The organism is Pseudomonas huaxiensis (assembly GCF_003231275.1).
Lineage (GTDB): Bacteria > Pseudomonadota > Gammaproteobacteria > Pseudomonadales > Pseudomonadaceae > Aquipseudomonas > Aquipseudomonas huaxiensis.
This window is the reverse complement of sequence record NZ_QKVL01000061.1, coordinates 14,090-26,511: the sequence shown is the minus strand read 5'-3', so window position 1 is coordinate 26,511 and position 12,422 is coordinate 14,090. Positions and strand designations below refer to the sequence as shown.

The window sequence follows — 12,422 nt, the reverse complement described above, 5'->3', positions numbered from 1 at the left end:
CAAAATCATCGAGTAATTTCGATCGATGAAAAAACCCCCGCTTAGCGGGGGTTTTTTTATTGGGTTGACACCTAATGGGGGCGTCTATAGAATCACGCCTCCTTTTAACGGGCGTAGTGCGCCCGGTGGGAATAGCAGCCTGGAGTCTGAAATCCAATGCAAAATCAGCAAATCCGTATCAGGTTGAAGGCTTTTGACCATCGCCTGATCGACCAATCCACCCAGGAAATCGTGGAAACCGCGAAACGTACTGGTGCTCAGGTACGTGGTCCAATTCCACTGCCTACCCGTAAAGAGCGGTTCACCGTTCTGGTCTCCCCGCACGTCAACAAAGACGCGCGCGACCAGTACGAGATCCGTACTCATAAGCGCGTTCTGGATATCGTCCAGCCAACGGATAAAACCGTTGATGCACTTATGAAGCTTGATCTTGCAGCAGGTGTGGAAGTGCAGATCAGCCTCGGCTAAGACTTGGGTCTTAGTCGTGTAACGCTCTGAAATGGGCGGCCATAGCGGGTGAAAGCCCCGTACACTCATGAGGTTTACAACATGACTATTGGTGTAGTCGGTCGTAAGTGCGGTATGACCCGCATTTTCACCGAAGAAGGTGTCTCCATTCCGGTCACGGTCATTGAGATCGAGCCGAATCGCGTCACCCAGTTCAAAACTGAAGAAACCGATGGCTATCGTGCAGTGCAAGTCACTGTCGGTGAGCGTCGTGCTTCGCGCGTGACTGCTGCTCAAGCAGGTCACTTCGCTAAAGCAAACGTTGCCGCTGGTCGTGGTGTCTGGGAATTCCGTCTTGAAGACGGCGAATACCAGGCTGGCGACTTGATCAACGCTGAACTCTTCGCTGCAGGCCAACTGGTAGATGTTACCGGTCAGTCCAAGGGTAAAGGCTTTGCCGGTACCATCAAGCGCTGGAACTTCCGCGGTCAAGACAACACCCACGGTAACTCCGTTTCCCACCGCGTCCCGGGCTCTATCGGCCAGTGCCAGACTCCTGGTCGTGTATTCAAGGGCAAGAAAATGTCCGGTCACATGGGCGCCGAGCGCGTGACCGTTCAGTCCCTGGAAGTAGTGCGCGTCGACGCTGAACGCAATCTGTTGCTGGTCAAGGGTGCCGTTCCAGGCGCCACTGGTGGCAATCTGGTTGTGCGTCCGGCTGCCAAGGCTCGCGGTTAAGGGGAAGCTGACATGCAACTAAATGTAAATGACGCTCAAGCGATCGAAGTTTCCGAACTGACTTTCGGTGGCGAATTCAACGAGACGCTGGTTCACCAAGCAGTCGTGGCCTACATGGCCGGCGGCCGTCAAGGCACCAAGCAACAGAAAACCCGTTCCGACGTATCTGGTGGCGGTAAGCGCCCATGGCGTCAGAAGGGTACTGGTCGCGCTCGTGCCGGTACTATCCGTAGCCCAATCTGGCGTGGCGGTGGTACCACTTTCGCAGCTCGTCCTCAGGATCACTCGCAGAAGCTCAACAAGAAGATGTACCGCGCAGCAATGCGTTCCATCCTCGCTGAGCTGGTGCGTACCGACCGTCTGGTCGTGGTTCAAGACTTCGCTGTTGAAGCACCGAAAACCAAAGACCTGCTGAACAAGCTGAATGGCATGGGTCTGAGCGACGTACTGATCGTTTCTGATGCTGTTGATCAGAATCTGTACCTGGCTGCCCGTAACCTGCCGCACGTTGATGTGCGCGATGTACAGGCCTCCGACCCGGTCAGTCTGATCGCATACGACAAAGTGTTGATCACTGTGTCGGCCGTGAAGAAATTCGAGGAGCTGCTGGGATGAACCAGGAACGCGTATTTAAAGTTCTACTTGGCCCGCACGTTTCCGAGAAGGCCACGGTTCTGGCTGACAAGAAAGGCCAGTTCGTTTTCAAGGTTGCTACTGACGCAACCAAGCTGGAAATCAAGAAGGCCGTCGAAAGCCTGTTCAGCGTGAAAGTGGAAAGCGTAACTACCCTGAACGTTCTGGGTAAGACCAAGCGCACCGCTCGCGGCCTGGGCAAGCGTAATGACTGGAAGAAGGCGATCATCTCCCTTCAACCAGGCCAAGATCTCGATTTCAGCAGCAGTGCTGAGTAAGGAAGGGGTGCATCATGGCAATCGTTAAATGCAAACCGACTTCCCCTGGCCGCCGTTTTGTGGTCAAGGTGGTCAACAAGGAGCTGCATAAAGGCGCTCCTCACGCACCGCTGCTCGAGAAAAAATCGAAGTCTGGTGGTCGTAACAACAATGGCCGTATTACCACTCGTCACGTTGGTGGTGGTCATAAGCAGCATTACCGTCTGGTCGACTTCCGTCGCAATGACAAGGACGGCATCGCCGCCACTGTCGAGCGTATCGAATACGATCCAAACCGTACTGCTCACATCGCTCTGCTGTGCTATGCGGACGGCGAACGTCGCTACATCATCGCCCCTAAAGGCGTGAGCGCTGGTGACCAGCTGATCGCAGGTGCTCTGGCTCCTATCAAGCCGGGCAACTCGCTGCAGCTGCGTAACATCCCAGTCGGTAGCACCATTCACGGCATCGAACTGAAGCCGGGTAAAGGTGCGCAAATCGCTCGTTCCGCTGGTGCTTCGGCTCAGCTGATCGCTCGCGAAGGTGTCTACGTGACCCTGCGTCTGCGCTCTGGCGAAATGCGTAAAGTACTGGCTGAGTGCCGTGCGACTCTGGGCGAAGTCTCGAACTCCGAGCACAGCCTGCGTTCGCTGGGTAAAGCTGGTGCCAAACGCTGGCGTGGCGTTCGCCCAACCGTTCGTGGTGTTGCCATGAACCCGGTTGACCACCCACATGGTGGTGGTGAAGGTCGTACCTCCGGTGGTCGTCATCCGGTATCGCCATGGGGCTTCCCGACCAAGGGTGCGAAGACTCGTGGTAATAAGCGTACCGACAAAATGATCGTCCGTCGTCGCAAGTAAATAGAGGGATACGACAGTGCCACGTTCTCTGAAAAAAGGTCCTTTTATCGATCTTCACCTACTGAAGAAGATCGAAGTGGCGGCGGAAAAGAACGATCGCAAACCAGTTAAAACCTGGTCGCGTCGTTCGATGATCCTGCCACAAATGGTCGGTCTGACCATCGCGGTACACAACGGTCGTCAACATGTCCCAGTTCTCGTGAACGAAGACATGGTCGGCCATAAACTGGGCGAGTTTGCCGGTACCCGCACCTACCGCGGGCACGTGGCTGACAAGAAAGCCAAGCGTTAAGGGGTTAGGAAATGGAAGTAGCCGCTAAGTTGTCGGGCGCTCGAATCTCCGCCCAGAAAGCCCGCTTGGTCGCCGACCAGATCCGCGGGAAGAAGGTGGGCGAAGCGCTCAACCTGTTGGCCTTCAGCAGCAAGAAAGCTGCTGAAATCATGAAGAAAGTCCTCGAGTCGGCCGTAGCCAACGCCGAACATAACGAAGGCGCAGACGTTGATGACCTGAAGGTCTCCACCGTTTTCGTCAACGAAGGGCGTTCGCTGAAGCGCATCATGCCGCGTGCCAAAGGCCGCGCTGATCGCATCGTCAAGCGGTCTTGCCATATCACTGTCAAGGTTGCGGACAAGTAACGGAGTCGATACAGATGGGTCAGAAAGTACATCCCACTGGCATTCGCCTGGGAATCGTCAAGGAGCACACCTCCGTCTGGTACGCCGACGGTAGGACTTACGCAGATTACCTGTTGAAGGATCTGCAAACCCGTGAGTACCTCCAAGACAAACTAAAAAGCGCGTCCGTGAGCCGTATCGATATTCATCGTCCGGCCCAAACTGCACGCATCACCATCCACACCGCTCGTCCAGGTATCGTTATCGGGAAGAAAGGTGAAGATGTTGAGAAACTGCGTCAGGACCTGACCAAGCAAATGGGTGTGCCTGTGCACATCAATATCGAAGAGATCCGCAAGCCGGAGCTCGACGGTATGCTGGTTGCTCAGAGCGTAGCTCAGCAGCTGGAGCGTCGTGTCATGTTCCGCCGTGCTATGAAGCGCGCCGTACAGAACGCCATGCGTATTGGTGCCAAGGGCATCAAGATCCAAGTGAGCGGTCGTCTCGGCGGTGCTGAAATCGCACGTACTGAATGGTATCGCGAAGGTCGTGTGCCACTGCACACCCTGCGTGCCGATATCGACTATGCCACTTACGAAGCTCACACCACTTACGGTGTGATCGGTGTCAAGGTTTGGATCTTCAAAGGCGAAGTTATTGGTGGTCGCCAAGAAGAACTGAAACCACAAGCACCAGCGCCTCGTAAAAAAGCTGCTAAGTAAGGGGTACGCCAAATGTTGCAACCAAAGCGTACAAAATTCCGCAAGCAGATGACTGGCCACAACCGTGGTCTGGCACTGCGCGGTAGCAAGGTCAGCTTCGGCGAGTTCGCCCTGAAAGCTGTTGCTCGCGGTCGTCTCACCGCTCGCCAGATCGAGTCGGCACGTCGTGCTCTGACTCGTCACGTAAAACGTGGCGGCAAGATCTGGATCCGTGTATTCCCGGACAAGCCGGTTACCAAGAAGCCTCTCGAAGTGCGGATGGGTAAAGGTAAAGGTTCCGTTGAGTACTGGGTTGCCCAGATTCAGCCAGGCAAAGTCCTGTACGAGATCGAGGGTGTTTCTGAAGAGCTGGCGCGTGAGGCTTTCGCCCTGGCTGCTGCAAAGCTGCCTCTCGCCACCTCCTTTGTTAAGCGGACGGTGATGTGATGAAAGCGAATGAACTTCGTGAAAAATCAGCACAGCAGCTGAACGAGCAACTGCTCGGCCTGCTGCGCGACCAGTTCAATCTGCGTATGCAGAAAGCAACTGGCCAGTTGGGGCAGTCGCACCTGCTCTCGCAAGTTAAGCGTGACATTGCTCGCGTGAAAACTGTGCTCAACCAGCAGGCAGGTAAGTGATCATGGCTGAAGCTGAAAAAACCGTCCGTACGCTGACTGGCCGTGTCGTCAGCGACAAGATGGACAAGACCATCACCGTTCTGATCGAGCGTCGCGTAAAGCACCCGATCTACGGTAAATACGTTAAGCGTTCGACTAAGCTGCACGCGCACGACGAAAACAACCAATGCCATATCGGCGACAAGGTTTCCATCCGTGAAACCCGTCCGCTGGCCAAGACCAAGTCCTGGGCGCTGGTTGAAGTTCTCGAACGCGCTGTTGAAGTCTAAGGGCTAAGGGTCGGAGAAATTTTATGATTCAGACTCAATCCATGCTCGATGTGGCCGATAACAGCGGCGCTCGTCGCGTCATGTGCATCAAGGTTCTCGGCGGTTCGCACCGCCGTTACGCCGGTATCGGTGACATCATCAAAGTAACCGTCAAGGAAGCAATTCCGCGCGGTAAAGTGAAAAAAGGCCAAGTGATGACTGCTGTTGTAGTCCGCACTCGCCACGGTGTTCGTCGCGCTGACGGCTCCATCATTCGCTTTGATGGCAACGCTGCTGTTCTGTTGAACAACAAGCAAGAGCCGATCGGCACCCGTATCTTTGGGCCAGTGACCCGTGAACTTCGTACTGAGAAGTTCATGAAGATCGTCTCGCTCGCCCCAGAAGTGCTGTAAGGAGATCCGACATGCAAAAGATTCGTCGTGACGACGAGATCATCGTGATCGCCGGCAAAGACAAAGGTAAGCGCGGTAAGGTGCTGAAGGTGCTCGCTGACGACCGTCTGGTCGTTGGTGGGATCAACCTGGTGAAGCGTCATACCAAGCCTAACCCGATGTCGGGCGTACAAGGCGGTATCGTCGAGAAAGAAGCGCCTCTGCACGCTTCCAACGTCGCCATTTTCAACGGCGAAACCAACAAGGCTGACCGCGTTGGTTTCAAAGTAGAAGAAGGCAAAAAAATTCGTGTCTTCAAGTCGACCCAAAAAGCGGTTGATGCTTGAACACTGCTAGGTAGAAGACCATGGCACGACTGAAAGAGATTTATCGGAAGGAAATCGCTCCGAAGCTTAAGGAAGAACTTAAGCTGGCGAACGTGATGGAAGTTCCGCGCGTTACCAAGATCACCCTGAACATGGGTCTGGGCGAAGCGATCGGCGACAAGAAAGTCATCGAGCACGCTGTTGCTGACCTGGAAAAGATCACCGGTCAAAAAGCCGTTGTGACTTTCGCTCGGAAATCCATCGCAGGCTTCAAAGTCCGTGAAGGTTGGCCGATTGGCGTCAAAGTCACTCTGCGCCGTGATCGTATGTACGAGTTCCTGGACCGCCTGCTGGCGATCTCCCTGCCTCGGGTTCGCGACTTCCGCGGCCTGAATGCCAAGTCCTTCGATGGTCGTGGCAACTACAGCATGGGCGTGAAAGAGCAGATCATTTTCCCGGAAATCGACTACGACAAGATCGATGCTCTGCGCGGTCTGGACATTACCCTGACCACCACTGCTCGTACGGATGACGAAGGTCGCGCCCTGCTGCGTGCTTTCAAATTCCCGTTCCGCAACTGATTGGAGTAGGAAAATGGCCAAGAAGAGCATGAAAAACCGCGAGCTGAAGCGTCAGCTGACGGTTGCTAAGTTCGCCAAGAAGCGTGCTGAGCTCAAAGCGATCATCGTTAATCTGGAAGTAACTCCAGAAGAGCGTTTCGCTGCGGTTGTAGCTCTGCAGAAGCAGCCACGTGACGCCAGCGCTTCGCGCCTGCGTAACCGCTGCCGCATCACCGGTCGTCCACATGGCGTTTACCGCAAGTTCGGCCTCGGCCGTAACAAGCTGCGTGAAGCAGCAATGCGCGGTGACGTTCCAGGTCTGGTCAAAGCCAGCTGGTAAGACGCACCTGCAGTGTCCCGGTGATGGAAGAGCGATCTTCCGACCACCGGTGACACGGCATCGAAACAAGCCCCTTTTGGGGCTTGTTTCGTTTTTGGTATGTGTCTAGAATGACCGGCTCGCCTGAGCCCGGGTTTTTCCGTGCGGCTTCGGGCGACAGTAGTAGCCGAAAGGCTAATTTTTTTTGCATCAGGAGCGTCTAGCCCATGAGTATGCAGGACCCGTTAGCGGACATGCTAACTCGCATCCGTAATGCCCAGATGGCTGAAAAGTCCGTCGTAAGCATGCCTTCGTCCACTCTGAAGGTTGCGGTCGCCAAAGTTCTGAAAGACGAAGGTTACATTGCTGGCTACCAAGTAAGCAGCGAAGTAAAGCCATCGCTCTCCATCGAGCTGAAATACTTCGAAGGCCGTCCGGTCATCGAGGAAGTCAAGCGCGTAAGTCGTCCAGGTCTGCGTCAGTACAAGTCCGTCGATGAACTGCCGAAAGTACGTGGCGGTCTGGGCGTGTCTATCGTCTCCACCAACAAAGGTGTGATGACGGATCGTGCTGCGCGCGCTGCCGGTGTTGGCGGCGAAGTTCTCTGCACAGTGTTCTAAGGGGGGATAAGCATGTCTCGCGTCGCTAAGAACCCCGTTAAGCTGCCCGCTGGCGTCGAAGTAAAATTCGCCGGCCAACAGCTTTCGGTGAAGGGTGCCAAGGGCACTCTCGAACTGAATGTTCACTCGTCTGTAGAAGTGATCGAAGAAGCTGGTGAGCTGCGTTTCGCTGCTCGCAACGGCGATCAACAGACCCGCGCTATGGCCGGTACTACCCGTGCCCTGGTAAACAACATGGTCCAAGGCGTAAGCCAAGGCTTCGAGCGCAAGCTCCAGCTGGTCGGTGTTGGTTACAAAGCACAAGCCAAAGGCGACGTGCTCAACCTGGCGCTCGGCTTCTCGCATCCAGTGGACTACGAACTGCCAGCCGGTATCACCGCTGAAACTCCAAGCCAGACCGACATCCTGATCAAGGGTATCGATAAGCAGCTGGTAGGTCAGGTGGCCGCTGAAATCCGCGACTTCCGTCCACCAGAGCCTTATAAAGGCAAGGGTGTGCGTTACGCGGACGAAGTAGTCCGTCGTAAAGAAGCCAAGAAGAAGTAGGGCATAGCAAATGACCGACAAAAAAGTTACTCGTCTGCGTCGCGCTCGCAAAGCACGCCTGAAAATGCACGAACTCGAAGTCGTGCGTCTCTGCGTGTTCCGCTCCTCGCAGCATATCTACGCCCAGGTCATCTCGGCCGACGGCAGCAAAGTCTTGGCCAGTGCCTCGACTTTGGACAAAGAACTGCGTGATGGCGCCACCGGCAACATCGACGCGGCCACTAAGGTTGGCAAGCTGGTAGCTGAGCGCGCGAAAGCCGCCGGTGTATCTCAAGTTGCCTTTGACCGTTCCGGCTTCAAGTATCACGGCCGCGTCAAAGCGCTGGCTGATGCTGCTCGTGAAGGCGGGCTGGAGTTCTAAGTTATGGCAAATAACGATCAAAAGCGCGACGAAGGCTACATCGAGAAGCTGGTTCAGGTTAACCGCGTTGCCAAGACCGTAAAAGGCGGCCGTATCTTCACCTTCACCGCGTTGACCGTGGTAGGTGATGGCAAGGGTCGCGTTGGTTTCGGCCGTGGTAAGTCGCGTGAAGTACCTGCTGCGATCCAGAAGGCTATGGAAGCTGCTCGCCGCAACATGATTCAGGTTGACCTGGATGGCACCACTCTGCAGTACGCAACCAAGTCCGCCCATGGCGCGTCGAAGGTTTACATGCAGCCTGCCTCCGAAGGTACCGGTATCATCGCCGGTGGCGCCATGCGTGCCGTCCTGGAAGTTGCTGGCGTTCAGAACGTCCTGGCCAAGTGCTACGGCTCGACTAACCCTGTAAACGTGGTTCACGCCACTTTCAAGGGTCTGAAGGCTATGCAATCTCCTGAGTCCATTGCTGCCAAGCGTGGCAAGAGCGTTGAGGAGATTCTCTGATCATGGCTACCGTTAAAGTAACGCTGATCAAAAGCACCGCCGGCCGTCTGCCTAACCACAAACTGTGTGTTAAAGGCCTGGGTCTGCGCCGCATCGGTCACACTGTAGAAGTCCTGGATACTCCCGAGAATCGCGGGATGATCAACAAGGCTTACTACATGCTGCGCGTCGAGGGTTAATCGATGAAACTCAATGATCTGAGTCCAGCGCCGGGTTCCCGTCGCGAGAAGCATCGTCCGGGTCGTGGTATCGGTAGTGGTTTGGGTAAGACTGGTGGCCGCGGCCACAAAGGTCAAACCTCCCGCTCCGGTGGCACCATCGCTCCTGGCTTTGAAGGCGGTCAACAGCCGCTGCACCGTCGTCTGCCGAAGTTCGGCTTCGTTTCCCTGAAAGCCATGGACCGCGCAGAAGTGCGTCTGTCCGAGCTGGCCAAAGTGGAAGGCGACGTTGTTACCGTTCAGTCCCTGAAGGACGCCAACGTGATTAACCAGAACGTACAGCGTGTGAAAATCATGCTGTCGGGCGAAGTTACTCGCGCGGTCACCATCAAGGGTATCGCCGTCACCAAAGGTGCACGTGCGGCTATCGAAGCAGCTGGCGGCAAGTTCGAGGAATAAATGGCTAAGCAAGGTGCTCTCTCTTCGCTCGGCAAAGGCGGAATGTCTGAACTCTGGGCTCGTCTGCGTTTTCTGTTCCTGGCGATCATCGTCTATCGAATAGGCGCACACATCCCGGTACCAGGCGTTAACCCTGAGCGGCTGGCGGAACTGTTTCGACAGAATGAGGGGACCATTCTTAGCTTGTTCAACATGTTTTCCGGCGGTGCGCTGGAGCGTATGAGCGTATTTGCACTGGGGATCATGCCGTACATTTCGGCATCGATCATCATGCAGCTCATGACCGCTGTCAGCCCACAGCTGGAGCAGTTGAAGAAGGAAGGTGAAGCTGGCCGTCGCAAGATCAGCCAGTACACCCGCTACCTCACCGTTACCCTGGCGCTGGTCCAGGCCATTGGCATGTCCATTGGTCTGGCTGGTCAGGGTGTGGCGTTTGCTGCTGGTTTCGGCTTCCATTTCGTTGCGGTTTCCACGTTTGTGGCCGGCGCAATGTTCATGATGTGGCTGGGCGAGCAGATTACCGAGCGCGGTGTGGGCAACGGTATCTCGATGCTTATTTTCGCGGGTATCGTTGCCGGTCTTCCGAGAGCAATCGGGCAGTCTTTCGAGTCTGCGCGTACAGGCGATATCAACATCTTCGCCCTGGTCGCTATCGGTTTGCTGGCAGTAGCGATTATCGGTTTTGTGGTCTTCATCGAGCGTGGTCAGCGTCGTATTGCTGTTCACTACGCCAAGCGTCAGCAGGGCCGCAAGGTCTTCGCTGCGCAGACGAGCCACTTGCCGCTTAAAGTGAACATGGCCGGTGTTATTCCGGCTATTTTCGCAAGCAGCATTCTGCTGTTTCCGGCTTCGTTGGGTGCCTGGTTCGGTCAGTCTGAAGGTATGGGCTGGTTGCAGGACATCTCGCAGTCGATCGCTCCTGGTCAGCCGTTGAATATTCTGCTGTTTAGTGCAGGGATCATTTTCTTCTGCTTCTTCTATACGGCGTTGATGTTCAATCCGAAAGACGTAGCGGAAAACCTGAAGAAGTCCGGTGCCTTTATTCCGGGTATCCGTCCTGGCGAGCAGTCGGCGCGCTACATTGATGGCGTTCTGACCCGTTTGACCATGTTCGGTGCTCTTTATATGACGGCCGTGTGCCTGCTTCCCCAGTTCCTGGTGGTCGCAGCAAACGTTCCGTTCTACCTTGGCGGGACCTCGTTGCTGATTGTGGTAGTGGTTGTGATGGACTTTATGTCCCAAGTACAATCGCACCTCGTTTCGCACCAGTACGAATCCCTGATGAAGAAAGCCAACCTGAAAGGCTACGGTGGCAGCGGTCTGCTGCGCTGAAACCCCTAAGGTTCGAGGAGTTGGTGATGAAAGTTCGTGCATCGGTGAAAAAACTGTGCCGTAACTGCAAAATTATTCGCCGCGAAGGTGTCGTTCGAGTAATTTGCAGCGCGGAACCACGTCACAAACAGCGCCAAGGCTGAGTGTGATTTGTGCTTCAAGCCCAGCAGCTAGTGTGCTGCTGGGTTGATTAATTGTTTCTACAGCGATATTATCTCGCGCCCTATTTCTTGGCTTCCGGGGCGTAGGTAGCTGTCAATTGGAGTCCCACTGAATGGCCCGTATTGCAGGCGTTAACATTCCAGATAACAAGCATACTGTTATCTCGCTGACCTACATCTACGGTGTTGGTCGCACCACTGCACAGAAAATCTGTGCAGACACTGGGGTAAACCCAGCCGCAAAGATCAAGGATCTGAGCGACGAGCAGATTGAACAGCTGCGTAGCGAAGTTGCGAAGTTCACCACCGAAGGTGACCTGCGTCGCGACATCAACATGAAAATCAAGCGGTTGATGGACCTGGGCTGCTACCGCGGTCTGCGTCATCGTCGGGGTCTGCCAGTACGCGGTCAGCGTACCAAGACCAATGCCCGTACCCGTAAAGGTCCGCGCAAGCCGATCCGCAAGTAATCGCACCAGCGAATCGACAGGAATTTAGACATGGCAAAACCTGCTGCTCGTCCTCGTAAAAAAGTCAAAAAGACAGTGGTTGATGGCATCGCCCACATCCACGCGTCTTTCAACAACACCATCGTGACCATCACCGATCGTCAAGGTAACGCTCTGTCCTGGGCTACCTCCGGCGGTTCGGGTTTCCGTGGTTCCCGCAAATCGACCCCGTTCGCCGCTCAGGTAGCTGCAGAACGTGCTGGTCAAGCTGCGCTGGAATACGGCCTGAAGAACCTCGACGTCAACGTCAAGGGTCCAGGTCCAGGTCGTGAGTCCGCTGTTCGTGCACTGAACGGCTGCGGCTATAAGATCGCCAGCATCACCGACGTGACGCCAATCCCGCATAACGGGTGCCGTCCGCCGAAGAAGCGTCGCGTGTAATCAGGAGACAGATAAATGGCACGTTACATTGGTCCAAAATGCAAACTGTCTCGTCGTGAAGGCACCGATCTGTTCCTGAAGAGTGGCGTTCGCGCTCTGGAATCGAAGTGCAACATCGAAGCAGCCCCAGGTATCCACGGTCAGCGCCGTGGCCGTCAGTCCGACTACGGCACCCAGCTGCGTGAGAAACAAAAAGTCCGTCGTATCTACGGCGTGCTCGAGCGTCAGTTCAGCGGTTACTACAAGCAAGCGGCTTCCAAGAAAGGCGCTACTGGTGAGAACCTGCTGCAACTGCTCGAATGCCGTCTGGATAACGTCGTTTATCGTATGGGCTTTGGCGCTACCCGTGCCGAATCCCGTCAGCTGGTTTCGCACAAAGCGATCAGCGTAAACGGCAAGACTGTAAACGTTCCGTCCTACCAAGTTCGTCCGGGTGACGTGGTCGCAGTTCGCGAGAAATCGCTGAACCAGCTGCGCATTGTTCAAGCCCTTGAACTGTGCGCTCAGCGTGGCCGCGTTGAGTGGGTAGAAGTGGACGCTGCCAAGAAGTCGGGCGTTTTCAAGAACGTTCCTGCTCGCAGCGACCTGTCTGCCGACATCAACGAAAACCTGATTGTCGAGCTCTACTCCAAGTAAGGGCTAGAAAATAGGTGCATC

Annotated in this window: 26 protein-coding genes; all 26 read left to right on the top strand. The window is 55.3% G+C overall.

The genetic code is table 11. The features are described 5' to 3' along the window. Positions 1-156: 156 nt before the first annotated feature. The 26 genes from rpsJ (at position 157) to rpsD (ending at position 12,401) form a co-directional block, all read left to right on the top strand. Complete coding sequence (gene rpsJ, locus DM374_RS30540) at positions 157-468, top strand: 30S ribosomal protein S10 (protein ID WP_003186070.1); 312 nt, start codon at positions 157-159, stop codon at positions 466-468. A gap of 81 nt (positions 469-549) precedes the next feature. After that, positions 550-1,185 carry a 50S ribosomal protein L3 gene (gene rplC, locus DM374_RS30535; protein ID WP_095160006.1) on the top strand — a complete coding sequence of 212 codons (636 nt, stop codon included), beginning with the start codon at positions 550-552 and terminating at the stop codon, positions 1,183-1,185. Positions 1,186-1,197: 12 nt separating this feature from the next. Next, positions 1,198-1,800 carry a 50S ribosomal protein L4 gene (gene rplD / locus DM374_RS30530; RefSeq protein ID WP_095160005.1) on the top strand — a complete coding sequence of 201 codons (603 nt, stop codon included), beginning with the start codon at positions 1,198-1,200 and terminating at the stop codon, positions 1,798-1,800. Continuing rightward, a complete protein-coding gene (gene rplW / locus DM374_RS30525) occupies positions 1,797-2,096 on the top strand; it encodes a 50S ribosomal protein L23 (RefSeq protein WP_009397515.1) in 300 nt (99 codons plus the stop codon). Before rplD ends, rplW begins: the two co-directional genes overlap by 4 nt. Positions 2,097-2,110: 14 nt before the next feature. After that, positions 2,111-2,935, top strand: a complete 825-nt coding sequence (gene rplB, locus DM374_RS30520; RefSeq protein WP_095160003.1) for a 50S ribosomal protein L2 — start codon at positions 2,111-2,113, stop codon at positions 2,933-2,935. A gap of 16 nt (positions 2,936-2,951) precedes the next feature. Beyond that, positions 2,952-3,227: a 30S ribosomal protein S19 gene (gene rpsS, locus DM374_RS30515; RefSeq protein WP_002555486.1), complete on the top strand. Its 276-nt coding sequence runs from the start codon at positions 2,952-2,954 to the stop codon at positions 3,225-3,227. Positions 3,228-3,238: 11 nt separating this feature from the next. After that, the gene (rplV, locus tag DM374_RS30510; RefSeq protein ID WP_003103908.1) at positions 3,239-3,571 is read left to right on the top strand and encodes a 50S ribosomal protein L22; all 333 of its coding nucleotides are present in this window, start codon (positions 3,239-3,241) and stop codon (positions 3,569-3,571) included. A 14-nt stretch (positions 3,572-3,585) separates the two neighbouring features. After that, a complete protein-coding gene (gene rpsC, locus DM374_RS30505) occupies positions 3,586-4,272 on the top strand; it encodes a 30S ribosomal protein S3 (RefSeq protein ID WP_095160002.1) in 687 nt (228 codons plus the stop codon). Between the two features lie 12 nt (positions 4,273-4,284). Continuing rightward, entirely contained in the window at positions 4,285-4,698 is a 414-nt protein-coding gene (gene rplP / locus DM374_RS30500; protein WP_009397508.1) for a 50S ribosomal protein L16, read from the top strand. Then, a complete protein-coding gene (rpmC, locus tag DM374_RS30495) occupies positions 4,698-4,889 on the top strand; it encodes a 50S ribosomal protein L29 (RefSeq protein ID WP_002555481.1) in 192 nt (63 codons plus the stop codon). The genes rplP and rpmC overlap by 1 nt, the downstream gene beginning before the upstream one ends. 2 nt (positions 4,890-4,891) lie before the next feature. Then, positions 4,892-5,158, top strand: a complete 267-nt coding sequence (rpsQ, locus tag DM374_RS30490) for a 30S ribosomal protein S17 (RefSeq protein WP_031303185.1) — start codon at positions 4,892-4,894, stop codon at positions 5,156-5,158. 23 nt (positions 5,159-5,181) lie between these two features. Then, entirely contained in the window at positions 5,182-5,550 is a 369-nt protein-coding gene (rplN, locus tag DM374_RS30485) for a 50S ribosomal protein L14 (protein WP_002555479.1), read from the top strand. Between the two features lie 11 nt (positions 5,551-5,561). Continuing rightward, entirely contained in the window at positions 5,562-5,876 is a 315-nt protein-coding gene (gene rplX, locus DM374_RS30480) for a 50S ribosomal protein L24 (RefSeq protein WP_008374158.1), read from the top strand. A gap of 20 nt (positions 5,877-5,896) precedes the next feature. Then, positions 5,897-6,436 carry a 50S ribosomal protein L5 gene (gene rplE, locus DM374_RS30475; RefSeq protein WP_009397500.1) on the top strand — a complete coding sequence of 180 codons (540 nt, stop codon included), beginning with the start codon at positions 5,897-5,899 and terminating at the stop codon, positions 6,434-6,436. Between the two features lie 13 nt (positions 6,437-6,449). After that, positions 6,450-6,755, top strand: a complete 306-nt coding sequence (rpsN, locus tag DM374_RS30470; RefSeq protein WP_095160001.1) for a 30S ribosomal protein S14 — start codon at positions 6,450-6,452, stop codon at positions 6,753-6,755. A 206-nt stretch (positions 6,756-6,961) separates the two neighbouring features. Further along, entirely contained in the window at positions 6,962-7,354 is a 393-nt protein-coding gene (gene rpsH, locus DM374_RS30465; protein WP_110973240.1) for a 30S ribosomal protein S8, read from the top strand. 12 nt (positions 7,355-7,366) lie between these two features. Further along, positions 7,367-7,900 carry a 50S ribosomal protein L6 gene (rplF, locus tag DM374_RS30460; protein WP_110973239.1) on the top strand — a complete coding sequence of 178 codons (534 nt, stop codon included), beginning with the start codon at positions 7,367-7,369 and terminating at the stop codon, positions 7,898-7,900. Between the two features lie 10 nt (positions 7,901-7,910). After that, complete coding sequence (gene rplR, locus DM374_RS30455; protein ID WP_009397496.1) at positions 7,911-8,261, top strand: 50S ribosomal protein L18; 351 nt, start codon at positions 7,911-7,913, stop codon at positions 8,259-8,261. A gap of 3 nt (positions 8,262-8,264) precedes the next feature. Then, entirely contained in the window at positions 8,265-8,765 is a 501-nt protein-coding gene (rpsE, locus tag DM374_RS30450; protein WP_042123536.1) for a 30S ribosomal protein S5, read from the top strand. Between the two features lie 2 nt (positions 8,766-8,767). Next, positions 8,768-8,944: a 50S ribosomal protein L30 gene (gene rpmD, locus DM374_RS30445; protein WP_010220317.1), complete on the top strand. Its 177-nt coding sequence runs from the start codon at positions 8,768-8,770 to the stop codon at positions 8,942-8,944. A gap of 3 nt (positions 8,945-8,947) precedes the next feature. Continuing rightward, positions 8,948-9,382: a 50S ribosomal protein L15 gene (gene rplO / locus DM374_RS30440; protein ID WP_095159998.1), complete on the top strand. Its 435-nt coding sequence runs from the start codon at positions 8,948-8,950 to the stop codon at positions 9,380-9,382. Further along, positions 9,383-10,714 carry a preprotein translocase subunit SecY gene (gene secY / locus DM374_RS30435; RefSeq protein ID WP_095159997.1) on the top strand — a complete coding sequence of 444 codons (1,332 nt, stop codon included), beginning with the start codon at positions 9,383-9,385 and terminating at the stop codon, positions 10,712-10,714. It begins immediately after the preceding gene. A 26-nt stretch (positions 10,715-10,740) separates the two neighbouring features. Beyond that, the gene (gene rpmJ, locus DM374_RS30430; RefSeq protein WP_002555468.1) at positions 10,741-10,857 is read left to right on the top strand and encodes a 50S ribosomal protein L36; all 117 of its coding nucleotides are present in this window, start codon (positions 10,741-10,743) and stop codon (positions 10,855-10,857) included. A gap of 131 nt (positions 10,858-10,988) precedes the next feature. Further along, a complete protein-coding gene (gene rpsM, locus DM374_RS30425) occupies positions 10,989-11,345 on the top strand; it encodes a 30S ribosomal protein S13 (RefSeq protein WP_095159996.1) in 357 nt (118 codons plus the stop codon). Positions 11,346-11,375: 30 nt separating this feature from the next. Then, the gene (rpsK, locus tag DM374_RS30420; protein WP_002555466.1) at positions 11,376-11,765 is read left to right on the top strand and encodes a 30S ribosomal protein S11; all 390 of its coding nucleotides are present in this window, start codon (positions 11,376-11,378) and stop codon (positions 11,763-11,765) included. Between the two features lie 15 nt (positions 11,766-11,780). Continuing rightward, positions 11,781-12,401: a 30S ribosomal protein S4 gene (gene rpsD, locus DM374_RS30415; RefSeq protein ID WP_095159995.1), complete on the top strand. Its 621-nt coding sequence runs from the start codon at positions 11,781-11,783 to the stop codon at positions 12,399-12,401. Positions 12,402-12,422: the final 21 nt, after the last annotated feature.

Bases quoted from the DNA above. Each gene is read 5' to 3' on its own strand.
- rplE (WP_009397500.1), top strand. From the start codon at position 5,897: ATGGCACGACTGAAAGAGATTTATCGGAAGGAAATCGCTCCGAAGCTT.
- rpmC (WP_002555481.1), top strand. From the start codon at position 4,698: ATGAAAGCGAATGAACTTCGTGAAAAATCAGCACAGCAGCTGAACGAG.
- rplC (WP_095160006.1), top strand. From the start codon at position 550: ATGACTATTGGTGTAGTCGGTCGTAAGTGCGGTATGACCCGCATTTTC.
- rplW (WP_009397515.1), top strand. From the start codon at position 1,797: ATGAACCAGGAACGCGTATTTAAAGTTCTACTTGGCCCGCACGTTTCC.
- secY (WP_095159997.1), top strand. From the start codon at position 9,383: ATGGCTAAGCAAGGTGCTCTCTCTTCGCTCGGCAAAGGCGGAATGTCT.
- rplO (WP_095159998.1), top strand. From the start codon at position 8,948: ATGAAACTCAATGATCTGAGTCCAGCGCCGGGTTCCCGTCGCGAGAAG.
- rplX (WP_008374158.1), top strand. From the start codon at position 5,562: ATGCAAAAGATTCGTCGTGACGACGAGATCATCGTGATCGCCGGCAAA.
- rplP (WP_009397508.1), top strand. From the start codon at position 4,285: ATGTTGCAACCAAAGCGTACAAAATTCCGCAAGCAGATGACTGGCCAC.
- rpmJ (WP_002555468.1), top strand. From the start codon at position 10,741: ATGAAAGTTCGTGCATCGGTGAAAAAACTGTGCCGTAACTGCAAAATT.
- rpsN (WP_095160001.1), top strand. From the start codon at position 6,450: ATGGCCAAGAAGAGCATGAAAAACCGCGAGCTGAAGCGTCAGCTGACG.
- rpsH (WP_110973240.1), top strand. From the start codon at position 6,962: ATGAGTATGCAGGACCCGTTAGCGGACATGCTAACTCGCATCCGTAAT.
- rplN (WP_002555479.1), top strand. From the start codon at position 5,182: ATGATTCAGACTCAATCCATGCTCGATGTGGCCGATAACAGCGGCGCT.
- rplD (WP_095160005.1), top strand. From the start codon at position 1,198: ATGCAACTAAATGTAAATGACGCTCAAGCGATCGAAGTTTCCGAACTG.
- rpsQ (WP_031303185.1), top strand. From the start codon at position 4,892: ATGGCTGAAGCTGAAAAAACCGTCCGTACGCTGACTGGCCGTGTCGTC.
- rplB (WP_095160003.1), top strand. From the start codon at position 2,111: ATGGCAATCGTTAAATGCAAACCGACTTCCCCTGGCCGCCGTTTTGTG.
- rpmD (WP_010220317.1), top strand. From the start codon at position 8,768: ATGGCTACCGTTAAAGTAACGCTGATCAAAAGCACCGCCGGCCGTCTG.
- rpsM (WP_095159996.1), top strand. From the start codon at position 10,989: ATGGCCCGTATTGCAGGCGTTAACATTCCAGATAACAAGCATACTGTT.
- rpsK (WP_002555466.1), top strand. From the start codon at position 11,376: ATGGCAAAACCTGCTGCTCGTCCTCGTAAAAAAGTCAAAAAGACAGTG.
- rplV (WP_003103908.1), top strand. From the start codon at position 3,239: ATGGAAGTAGCCGCTAAGTTGTCGGGCGCTCGAATCTCCGCCCAGAAA.
- rplR (WP_009397496.1), top strand. From the start codon at position 7,911: ATGACCGACAAAAAAGTTACTCGTCTGCGTCGCGCTCGCAAAGCACGC.
- rplF (WP_110973239.1), top strand. From the start codon at position 7,367: ATGTCTCGCGTCGCTAAGAACCCCGTTAAGCTGCCCGCTGGCGTCGAA.
- rpsD (WP_095159995.1), top strand. From the start codon at position 11,781: ATGGCACGTTACATTGGTCCAAAATGCAAACTGTCTCGTCGTGAAGGC.
- rpsE (WP_042123536.1), top strand. From the start codon at position 8,265: ATGGCAAATAACGATCAAAAGCGCGACGAAGGCTACATCGAGAAGCTG.
- rpsJ (WP_003186070.1), top strand. From the start codon at position 157: ATGCAAAATCAGCAAATCCGTATCAGGTTGAAGGCTTTTGACCATCGC.
- rpsC (WP_095160002.1), top strand. From the start codon at position 3,586: ATGGGTCAGAAAGTACATCCCACTGGCATTCGCCTGGGAATCGTCAAG.